Source organism: methanotrophic endosymbiont of Bathymodiolus puteoserpentis (Logatchev) (assembly GCF_900128525.1).
Taxonomy (GTDB): Bacteria; Pseudomonadota; Gammaproteobacteria; order Methylococcales; family Methylomonadaceae; genus Methyloprofundus.
On record NZ_FQTQ01000144.1, the window covers coordinates 20,903 to 31,221 of the forward strand.

The 10,319-nt window shown below is 38.5% G+C and carries 10 protein-coding genes; 4 read left to right on the top strand and 6 right to left on the bottom strand.

Annotated elements, in window-relative coordinates:
* Positions 1-5: 5 nt before the first annotated feature.
* Positions 6-386 (bottom strand): group I truncated hemoglobin, encoded by a 381-nt coding sequence (locus BQ7314_RS11570; protein ID WP_174483848.1) that lies wholly within the window; start codon positions 384-386, stop codon positions 6-8.
* Between the two features lie 199 nt (positions 387-585).
* Between BQ7314_RS11570 and BQ7314_RS11575 the strand changes: the two genes are divergently transcribed.
* The 4 genes from BQ7314_RS11575 to BQ7314_RS11590 are packed head-to-tail and all read left to right on the top strand — an operon-like array spanning position 586 to position 3,655.
* On the top strand, positions 586-1,209 hold the full coding sequence (locus BQ7314_RS11575; RefSeq protein ID WP_174483849.1) for a helix-turn-helix transcriptional regulator: 624 nt from the start codon (positions 586-588) through the stop codon (positions 1,207-1,209).
* Between the two features lie 10 nt (positions 1,210-1,219).
* Entirely contained in the window at positions 1,220-1,555 is a 336-nt protein-coding gene (locus BQ7314_RS11580; RefSeq protein WP_174483850.1) for a hypothetical protein, read from the top strand.
* Complete coding sequence (locus BQ7314_RS11585; RefSeq protein ID WP_174483851.1) at positions 1,548-2,147, top strand: c-type cytochrome; 600 nt, start codon at positions 1,548-1,550, stop codon at positions 2,145-2,147. The genes BQ7314_RS11580 and BQ7314_RS11585 overlap by 8 nt, the downstream gene beginning before the upstream one ends.
* A 2-nt stretch (positions 2,148-2,149) precedes the next feature.
* Positions 2,150-3,655 carry a cbb3-type cytochrome c oxidase subunit I gene (locus tag BQ7314_RS11590; protein ID WP_280953885.1) on the top strand — a complete coding sequence of 502 codons (1,506 nt, stop codon included), beginning with the start codon at positions 2,150-2,152 and terminating at the stop codon, positions 3,653-3,655.
* A gap of 273 nt (positions 3,656-3,928) precedes the next feature.
* Here the strand turns inward: BQ7314_RS11590 and BQ7314_RS11595 are convergent, their stop codons facing one another.
* The 5 genes from BQ7314_RS11595 to BQ7314_RS16130 all read right to left on the bottom strand — a co-directional run bounded on the left by BQ7314_RS11595 (position 3,929) and on the right by BQ7314_RS16130 (position 10,273).
* Positions 3,929-4,270, bottom strand: coding sequence for a PilZ domain-containing protein (locus BQ7314_RS11595; RefSeq protein WP_174483852.1), 342 nt, complete (start codon positions 4,268-4,270; stop codon positions 3,929-3,931).
* Between the two features lie 259 nt (positions 4,271-4,529).
* A complete protein-coding gene (locus BQ7314_RS11600; protein WP_174483853.1) occupies positions 4,530-7,355 on the bottom strand; it encodes a class I adenylate cyclase in 2,826 nt (941 codons plus the stop codon).
* A 103-nt stretch (positions 7,356-7,458) separates the two neighbouring features.
* On the bottom strand, positions 7,459-8,043 hold the full coding sequence (gene cobC, locus BQ7314_RS11605; protein WP_174483854.1) for an alpha-ribazole phosphatase family protein: 585 nt from the start codon (positions 8,041-8,043) through the stop codon (positions 7,459-7,461).
* Between the two features lie 61 nt (positions 8,044-8,104).
* Positions 8,105-9,490 carry an argininosuccinate lyase gene (gene argH / locus BQ7314_RS11610; protein ID WP_174483855.1) on the bottom strand — a complete coding sequence of 462 codons (1,386 nt, stop codon included), beginning with the start codon at positions 9,488-9,490 and terminating at the stop codon, positions 8,105-8,107.
* A 663-nt stretch (positions 9,491-10,153) separates the two neighbouring features.
* Complete coding sequence (locus BQ7314_RS16130) at positions 10,154-10,273, bottom strand: PEP-CTERM sorting domain-containing protein (RefSeq protein ID WP_217423844.1); 120 nt, start codon at positions 10,271-10,273, stop codon at positions 10,154-10,156.
* Positions 10,274-10,319 lie beyond the last annotated feature (46 nt).

Here is a 10,319-nt window from a genome sequence, read left to right on the forward strand (position 1 = left end):
CCTAATTAACGACCTAATACATCATCACGCGTTGTTTCTGCAATAGCAGCGACTTGTTTAATCAGTGCTTCTGGCACATTAAGCTCTTGTAAAGTGCCTGCTAAATGATCTATCACAGCATCAAAATGACTGTCATCTAAGCCCATTTTTACAAATTTAGCGTGTGCAGTGCGCATATCTGTGCCGCTGTAATTAGCTGGCCCACCAAAGGCCATGGTTAAAAAGGCTTTTTGTTTAGCTGCTTGTTGATCCATATCCGTGTTATCAAAAAAACGATTAATTTTATAGTCATTTAATACTCGGCGATAAAAAATATCCACAGCCGCATCAACTGCTGCTGCGCCACCCAATTGCTCAAATAATGATTTATCTGATGATTCGCTCATAACCTACCCTCTTTAGTGTTTTATTAAAATTATAGTGTGATGAAATTTGAGTATAAACTTGAAAAATACCTTTTGCAATATAAATATTGTAAAAGGTATTTATTACTCGTATAGTTTGGCTGTAGAGGTATAATAATTCTTCTCTCTGAGAGTCAATTTAATTTTTTCTCTTTATTAAAGACATAAACTAAAAGTCGGTATGCAAAATCAATCAGGATCCAGGCAGGAACAAATTTTAACGATACTGCTGGCAACCAAAACAGGACTAAGCATTGATGCTATTGCGGAAAAGCTCAATATTTCGCGTAATGCAGTCAAGCAGCATATGGCTGCTTTGGAAACAAAGCAGCTTATTCAAGCGGGTAAGTTTAATTTAACCAAAGGACGGCCTTCTCGTAGTTATATATTAACAGAACAAGGGATTAATTATTTTACTAAGCAGTATTCTTGGTTTTGTAATTTATTGATTACCGAGCTCAAAGAAGAAATGGGTTCGGAGGCTTTAGTTGCACTGTTTCAACGCTTAGGCACTAAAATTGCAAATTCTTTAGCGCCTCAATTTACTCATCAAACGGCTGCCGAGAAAACGCATACACTTGGTATTATTTTGCAGAACTTAGGCTATCAAGCTGAAGTGAGTGAGCAAGATGGACAGATGACCATCAGTGCTATTAATTGTGTGTTTCATGACCTTGCTCAGGAACATGGTGAATTATGTGAATTTGATCGAACACTTATTCGTACTTTATTAGACAATCCTGTTGAACAAACTGAATGTATGGCAAAACAGGGTTGTGTATGCCGATTTAAAACCACTATTTAAAATAAAGCTTATGATTGAACCTGTTGCCTTAAAAGATTTTTTTGTTACTTTTTATTCATCTGCCTTAATTATTATGGCTGGCGCTAGTTATGCATTATTGTTTACGTGGTCAAAAGTTAATTCGCGTTTAATAATCAAGCTATCTGCTTATCTCTCTTATTTGATATTGCTAGTTTCCGTTTATCAATTAACGCTTGCCGCTAACCTTGTGGGTTATTGGCAAATCATTTCTTACCTTATGGTCGTCGGCTATTTTTTTGCACCTATGGCAATTTGGCATTTGTGCAAAAAAACGCATGATGACCCTATTTTAACGACAACAACCTTGGAGAATGAAAATGAGTGAAACGCCTAAATGGGCTTCCGAGTCCTTTTGGAAAAAAGTAGCCGTATGGGTGACTGCCGGTTCTTTTTTAATACTGGTCGTTTTGACCTTTGATACTTTAAAACAAACAACTGCAGGGGGGGAGCGAGTACAAGCTTATTCAATTATTAATAAAAAAATAGATTATCAATTTGATGAAAAGTTACATAAATTCATGCCTGTCATTGGTGGAGAAGAATTATTATTCGGCCAAAAATTTACTGAAGACGAAGCAGAGGCGTTAGTCACTTTAGGTAAAAAAACGACTCAAGCTAAAAATTGTATGAATTGCCATACCTTATTGGGTAATGGTGCCTATTACGCGCCTGATTTAACGAAAGCTTGGCTAGATCAAGGCTGGTTAACGACAGAGTTACGCGAAGAGCAGATGTTGAAATTCTTAATGGATCCAGAAAAGAATGCACGTACCTTTGGTTCAGGTCGAAAAATGCCTAATCTGAACATTACTGAAGCAGAAGCAAGAGGTGTAGTCGCGTTCTTAAAATGGATGTCAGCCATTGATACGAATGGTTTCCCATATAATTTCACTACTATTGAAGCAGAGGTTGAATAATTATGAGCAATATTGAAATGGTAAAACCAGGCCTCTTAGGGACGGTGCAAGGCAAATTAAAGACTTTCCATAACTGGGCTGGCGTTGATGATAGCACCTTAAATGGGGGGCAAAAATTAGCTGTAAAGTATTTTATGGCAGCGGTTATTTTATTTATTTTCCAAATTCTATTCGGCTTATTGGCAGCAGCACAGTTTTTAATTCCAGGGTTTCTTTATGAAATTTTAGATTTTAGTGTCAACCGCATGGTACATATTAATGCCATGATTCTTTGGATGTTATTTGGTTTTATTGGTTGTACTTATTGGCTATTAGAAGATGAAAGTGGCACAGAAATCGTTGGCTTAAAATATGGGGTAATCGGCTATTGGGTACTGATGGCAGCGGTTACTGTTGTGGTGCTGGTATATTTATTAATACAAACAGGTGCAGGTAATGACACTACCTTATGGTTAATTAATGAAGGTCGTGAATATATTGAAGCGCCGCGGTGGGCTGATATTGGTATTGTTATTGTTGTACTGATCTTCTTCGCTAATGTCGTTCTGACCTTTAGTAAAGGTAAATGGTCTGGTATCGCTGGTGTTTTAACGCTCGATTTAGTTGCCTTAGCAGGTTTATACTTGGCGGGTATGTTCTACATGACTAACATTACCCATGAGCAATTTTGGTGGTGGTGGGTTATCCATCTTTGGGTAGAAGCAACTTGGGAAGTGCTTGTTGGTGTCATTATGGCATGGTCATTAATGACTATTTTAGGGGTTAGCCGTAAAATAGTCACAACCTGGTTGTATATCGAAGTTGCTTTAATGTTTGGTTCGGGGATTTTAGGGTTAGGGCATCATTATTTTTGGATTGGTACACCTGAATACTGGCTTACCATTGGGGGATTTTTTTCAGCATTAGAACCCATTCCACTAGTCGCTATGGTTGTCCATGCTGTTTATGACTCAGGTGAGCGTTCGTTTAAAAATCTAAATCACCCTGCAATGGCTTGGTTGATTGCCCATGCTTTTGGTAATTTCTTTGGTGCAGGTGTTTGGGGATTTATGCATACCTTACCGCAAATTAATTTATATACACATGGTACGCAATGGTCGGCATCACATGGTCATTTAGCCTTCTTTGGGGCTTATGCAACCATTAATATCGCCTTCTTTTATATTGCTATTCAACATTGGCGCGGTAATGTTTGGATGGGCGCTGGTTTAGCAAATGCTTGGCGCTGGAAATGGGCTTTAGGTTTATTAAACTTTGGTGTTTTAGGTATGACGATTGCGCTGTTGATTGCAGGGTATGAGCAATCCTTTATTGAACGAGCTATTGAGGGATCTACATGGGCAGGCTATTTCTCTGCACAAAATCACCCTTCATTTATTAATGCTATGCAGTGGCGTATGTTCTTTGGTTGGGTAACAGCAGCTGGCTTAGGTTTATTAGTGTGGGACTTACTGACTATTGGTAAGGGTGAAACACGTAAAGCCGAAGTCATTGCTCCAGCAAAGTAAGGAATTCACATTTAATAAAGTCTGATATTTAAGTTACAGCACTGCCAGCCTTTTAAGGGCTGGCAGTGTTTTTTTAGATATTATTAGGTTTTGATTTCTAAGGTATTCATATCAAGGCGATACATTAATGACGCTATCTCTTGAATCAAAATATAGCTATTATTCACTGGACTATAAATATGCTAAGTTTTAGAGGCTAAAACCTAAAACTATTGCTGTTTATTCTTAGGCTATTCACCGTATTCGAGCTTGTTTTTTAAGAAGCAGGTGTGCTTAGTGAGCATTCTTGACACATTCAAACATTAAGTCATCAACATATTCTTCTGGGTGTCGGTCGCCAAAATAGACGCCACACTCAGTGTTAGATAGTTGGTGTTTAATCGTACCGTGTATGGTCACAATAATACCCGATTTAGGTAATTGTAAGCTGATGGTTATTTGGTCATTTTTTTCTGCTTGAATTGGAGAGTTTAGCTTTATTTTGATGCCTGAATAACTAATATTTAACACTTCCCCATCGCTTAGAAATTCTTCAGTGGGTGAGCGCGTAATTTTAATATGTGCTGCTAAATTTTTAGGTTCAATACGCGGATGAATGCGATTATCTGAATTCATAATTTACCTTGATGTAAGTATCCAGTGCAAGTAATGTAAATAGTCTAACAAAATGTATGGGGCGCTGTATCATAAAAATCTAAGAGTAAATTGAAAAATGTAAAATAGATACTTTTCATTCGTTGTTCTTTGTTAAACCGTTAATTTTTCACATTCGGTGTGATGGATACGAGCTACAATAATAAATTATCTGATTTAAATTGATTTTTCAAGAGAACTGATGTTAGGAGTTCATTAGAGAAATATTCTTATGGTTACGCTACCTTGTGCTGTACTCGCTCTGGTTCAAACGGGATTCGATTTTTTGCTTGTAGCGCAAGAAGTGAATTGTTTGTAACTGATGGTGGCTATCAACGCCTAATGCTTGCAGAGGTACATCTATCTCAGTGATATGTATAGGGTACTTTTCTTTGCTTTGCCGAATATCATAGATGTATTCAGCGACCGCTTTAAATATATCATTTTCAGTGTCGGCGGCGGAGAATTCTAAATCGTTGCAATATAAAGTATATAAGGTTTCAGTTGCAGAACTGTAATACTCCCCCGTAATACGAATATTTAAATAATCCCATGTAAGAGTAATAGGAGGGGAAATTTTTCTTGTACTATACTGATTGTTAGTTGCAAGATGTAGTTCAAAATATTCAACTGTAAGCGTATTATTTAATATACCTTTATCATTGAGTACCGTTAGGAAATGAGAGTAGGCTGTTAATAGTTGTTGACTTGAGGTGTTGTTGTAACGTTGGCTAAAAAAACTACCTTTTTCGTCAATAATATAAAGATTAATATAGTAATCCCGAGCATCATAAAAAACCTGAATAGTGCTTTCTTTGGCCAAAGAATATAGTAGCGGAATCGGTGTACTGCTAACGGTAGATTCATTAAAATGCACAGCACTAAAGGTGGCCTGAGGTTTTGCTAGTTCTAATAGTAAGGTTTCTAAATTATGCACTTTCCAGTAATGCAAGTAAGCGTCTTTTTGTTGGAAAATATAATAGTTCGTCTCTCCAGCGACGATTAAGCGTGGGTTTCCTGTGCTTTTTTCGCTAATAAATAATTGATTCAGCTTTTGGAATAATTGAGTAAGGCCTAGCGCAATACTTTTTCCTCTAATAGGAGTATAGCTTTCTATTTTTACCGGAATAGACTGCATGTTCTGGTTTATTATTGCGATACAGCAATCGAATAAGCCTTCCAGTTCAAGAAATCGGTGCGTCGTTATTTCTCCCCAGCTACTGATGGATACTTGGTCTATCGTGTGGACAAAATTTTCATGTTCAGAGCCGTAGCTTAATACATCTGATTGCTCACTCATCACTAACATACCATCTTTACGGCTGACGGATAGAGTGTTTCCTAAGTTAACTAGGAGTAAGTTGGCAATTACTCGGTTTGGGTGCTTAAATGCTGATAAGGTAGTTAAATTGCCTAGCTTATGATTCAGTAAGAATTGGCGTAGTGCGGCTAAGGTATTATGAATATCTGTTTTGTTAAAAGACTGCTGTTTTGATTGAATATGTAAATGCAATTTTTGTTGATAAAGGCCGTTAACAACGAGCCAAGTTAAAAGCTCAACTAAGCTTTTAGCACCTTCTTTAAAAGGGACAGTGCCTTTGACATTTTGTTCAGTTACTTCGCCTGGAAATAAGCTCCAATTTGGGCGCGTTGAGGTTGTTTGTGATTCAATTAAGCTGAGTTCGTTTTCCTTGTTGCGAATAGAGCTGCGAGTGGTAATGATATCCACTTTTCCAGGACTTTTTTGTAGAAAGGATTTTAATTTCCGACCAATTAGTTGCATATCTTGCTGTTGAAGGGAGTATGCATTGCTATTGGAAAAGCGACTGATCATGCGATAGCAGAGTTTTAATTGGCGAATGATCAGATCATTTTCTAGGCTGGCTTTTTTGATATCCCATGACTGATCTTTTGTGCAACCTGAAATAATGGCTTCAGGCCATTGATCGCGGCGCACTATATCCGTCATAAAGGCATCTCGGTCGGCATGTCTTTGGAGGCTAGATTGCTTTTCCAATGCACCACTAATTTTCAAATAAAAACATTGACGTATAAAATTAATGCGGTCGATATCCTGGTCGCTACTTAGATATTTTTCCACTTTATAATAAACCAAAGCATAGGGGTCAGTGTCGTTCAAATTGAAATTTCCCTGATAAATTGCTTTTTTTACCTCAAGACATAGCCATTGAGGTCGTGGGTATTCGCTGGCATAGCTTTCCATTAATAAGAGTTTTAATAATGATTTATAGGGAGAACTCAGGGATTTATAGAGGTGCCAAAGTGTGGCGCTAATAAATTCCTCAGCAGGAATTTCTTCTAAGCCACCAAAATCAATCACTTCATGGTTAGAAATAAAGCGTTTTTCTTTTAAGTGTTTGACGTAGTCATTGTAGTTTTGCTCTTCATGTGGCGGTACTAACCACCAGAGCGGCGTGCGTCCAGCAATGAATAGTGCAGTACGATAAAATTCTTCTAGTAATAAGTAATGTTGCGTTTGGCCGCTACTTTCAGAAGAGAGTGGTGAGCTGGCACCTTGAATAAATTCTTCACTATCAATAAGAAAGAAATGCACTTCTAAATGTAAAGATTCTGCCCACTTTTCAATGGCTGTTGCTTTGGCTTGCAATTCGTCAATCTCTTCTTTTAATAAGCCATGGTCATGGCATAGCCAGATATCAATGTCACTATTTTTGGTGAATGCAATACTGCTTACGCTGCCCATTAAGTAAATGCCTTGAATAGGGTATTCTCTTAATGCGCGGCGTTTATAAGTGAAATGCTTAGAAAATGATTTGGCAAGTAAAATGCTATTGTTGCTCGGTGTGTAATTAGGTATACCTGCAATCGTATTTGAGGAAATAAAACCGGGCAGTAAGGGGTGATTTTGGTGAAATAATAAAGGCAATAAATTTAAAAAAATACGCTGCCTGGGTAGCAAGAATTCTTGAATGCGTTGTAAGCGTAATTGACTTAAGTTGATAAAGCGCTGCATTACCTTGTGCAAGTCTTTTTTGCTGATGTCTTCACCAGGTGAGCCAAGCTGAATCGGAGCAGGAGTAGTCATTGCCTTTCTTGTCTTATAGGGCGAGCAAGCATTGCGTGCGAAAAAATCTTATACCGTGATTAAAGCTATTTAACCTCGAATCTATAGTGATTAATATCACATATTAGCCATGTTTTGTTAATTGGCAAAAACTTTCTTTACCTGGGCTGTGAAAGTATTCTAAACGTGATAAACAGGCATGGCCAATTTTAAGTCTAAAGCTGTGCTGAACATCAAGGCCTATGCTATGGGCTAAGATAATACGTATGACTCCCGCATGCGTGATTAACAGGATGCGTTTGCCTTGTTGTGCTTCTAATAAAGCCTGCCAAGCGACTAAAATACGCTGCTGAAAATAATGAAAAGGTTCGCCATTAGGGGGAGAGACATTAACGGGGTCTGCATAAAACTGACTTAAAAGCTGGGCATCAATTTGCTCGGCGGTTTTCCCTTCCCAATCACCAAAATCAATTTCTTGAAAAGCAGGTGTGGTAACGAGTGCTAACTGTAATTCAGATGATAAAAGTTGGGCAAAATGATGACAGCGAGATAAAGGCGAGCTAATAATGATATCCCAATGTTTATGACAGTCTAATTTAGCCTGCATTTGTTGCCAGCCTTTATTGGTTAAAGGGTCATCCGTTATACCTCGGTAACATGAGCCGCCTAATACTTCGCCATGGCGTAATAAATCGATATGAGTTTGCATGCTGATGAGAGTATAAAACGTAGGGTGGACTTTTAGTCCGCCCTACAATTGGGCGTGGTTGTTATAATGCGGCTCTTGCTGTTTGAATCGCAGCACGCACTGTATTCGGCGCAGTACCGCCGATATGTTGACGAGCCGCAACTGATCCTTCTAAGGATAAAATATCAAAGACATCATCAGTAATCATTTCAGAAAATCCTTGTAATTCTGTCAAGGATAATTCGGACAGATCTCGTTCTGATTCAACTCCTAAGCGTACAGCCAAACCTACGATCTCATGAGCATCACGGAAAGGCATACCTTTCCGCACTAAGTAATCCGCCAAATCGGTTGCTGTTGCAAATCCTTTTTTTGCAGCACTCAACATATTTTCACGCTTTGCTTCTATATGTGGCACCATATCAGCAAAGGCGCGTAGACAATTGATTAAGGTATCTACGGTATCAAATAATGGCTCTTTATCTTCTTGATTGTCTTTGTTATAAGCTAATGGTTGGCTTTTCATTAGCATTAATAAGGACATTAAATGACCCGTCACACGACCGGATTTTCCACGTACTAACTCAGGTACATCAGGATTTTTCTTTTGCGGCATAATAGAAGAGCCGGTGCAAAAGGCATCGGGTAATTCAATAAAAGCAAATTGCGCACTGGCCCATAGTACTAATTCTTCGGAAAAACGTGATAAGTGCATCATGATAATGCTTGCAGTTGCGGTAAATTCAATGGCAAAATCACGGTCACTCACAGAATCTAATGAATTTGCAGACGGGCGTGAAAAACCTAATAACTCAGCAGTCAATTCTCGGTTAATTGGGTAGCTAGTGCCTGCCAGTGCCGCTGCACCTAAAGGCATGATATTGATGCGCTTTAAGCAGTCTTGTAAACGCTCCTTATCGCGTACCAGCATTTCAAACCAAGCCATTAAATGATGGCCAAAGGTAACAGGTTGTGCGACTTGTAAGTGCGTGAACCCAGGCATAATGGTGCTTGCCTCACGCTCAGCTAAATCTAATAAGGCATGCTGTAAGCGCCCAATCATTGCCGTAATCGCATTAATTTCCATGCGCATATACAAGCGGATATCAGTAGCAACTTGATCATTGCGTGAGCGACCTGTATGCAGTTTTTTCCCCGCTATACCTATGAGCTCAGTGAGGCGTGCTTCGATATTCATATGCACGTCTTCTTGTTGAATCGACCACTGAAATTCACCACGCTCGATTTCGTCTTTTATTTGTTCCAAGCCTTGGAAAATACTGTCGCGTTCTGCTTCGGTTAAAATGCCGATGGTACAGAGCATCGTTGCGTGGGCAATAGAGCCTTCAATATCTTGCTGCGCCATACGTTGATCAAAATCAACGGAAGCGGTAAATATTTCAACAAAAGCATCGGTCGCCTGAGAAAAGCGGGCGCTGGAAAGTTTATCCTTGTTAGCAGTGGTCATAGTGGTACATCAATCTGGGCTGAATAGAAAAGCATAATTATAGCATTGAATAGTTGCCATTTAGTGAGCAATAAAAGGAGTATTATTGAGGCTAATCAGCAGAGAATTCGAGTTTTTCAAATGAAAGGTAATCCTTTTAATTCTTAGCTTTTATAGGTGCGGGGGGGTAGTTATTATCCCGATAGTCGATAAGCCTTTGTGGTGCCACCAGTGTTTGCTGCTGTTTTCTGTTTTGAAAGGACATTTTATGACCAAAAAAACATAAAAAAGGCGGCTGAAATGGGATTAATCTATTTATCCCTTGAAATATTTTTATATAGATTAAATATCAAGAGGTTAAATAGACCTTTACAACTAAAAGCGCATAAATCACTAGTTAATCGTTTATAGTCAAAGGCTTAGTAAAAAAATAGTGGTTAAAAAATGCTGGATTTTCAGTAAAAAATTAAAACTGGATTAGGTTCGCCAAAATACGTTTTATCGTATTGATTTTTATGGGTAAAAAGTGGGGGGAGTTGCAGAGGTTAGAAGCCGCTTAGGCTGTGAGACAAACAGAGGATGAGTGCAACTCAGGCAATACCACTTGTATTTGAGGGAGAATTACCTGAGTTTGCTTTATAATTTTAGTTAACTTTCAAGTACGCTGAGTAGTTGCCTGTATTTTTAAGGTAAAGCTAAAGCTAAAGTCTTTTTCTTTGATAAAGACATTCCAGCTAAACCTAATCCAAGAAGTACAAGAGTTGCTGGTTCTGGTACCTGTCCTGACCCTTGAAAGCTATCAATGTTTAAGGCATTTAAAAGCCAAGTTCCACTTGCACTCCCTCCAGAT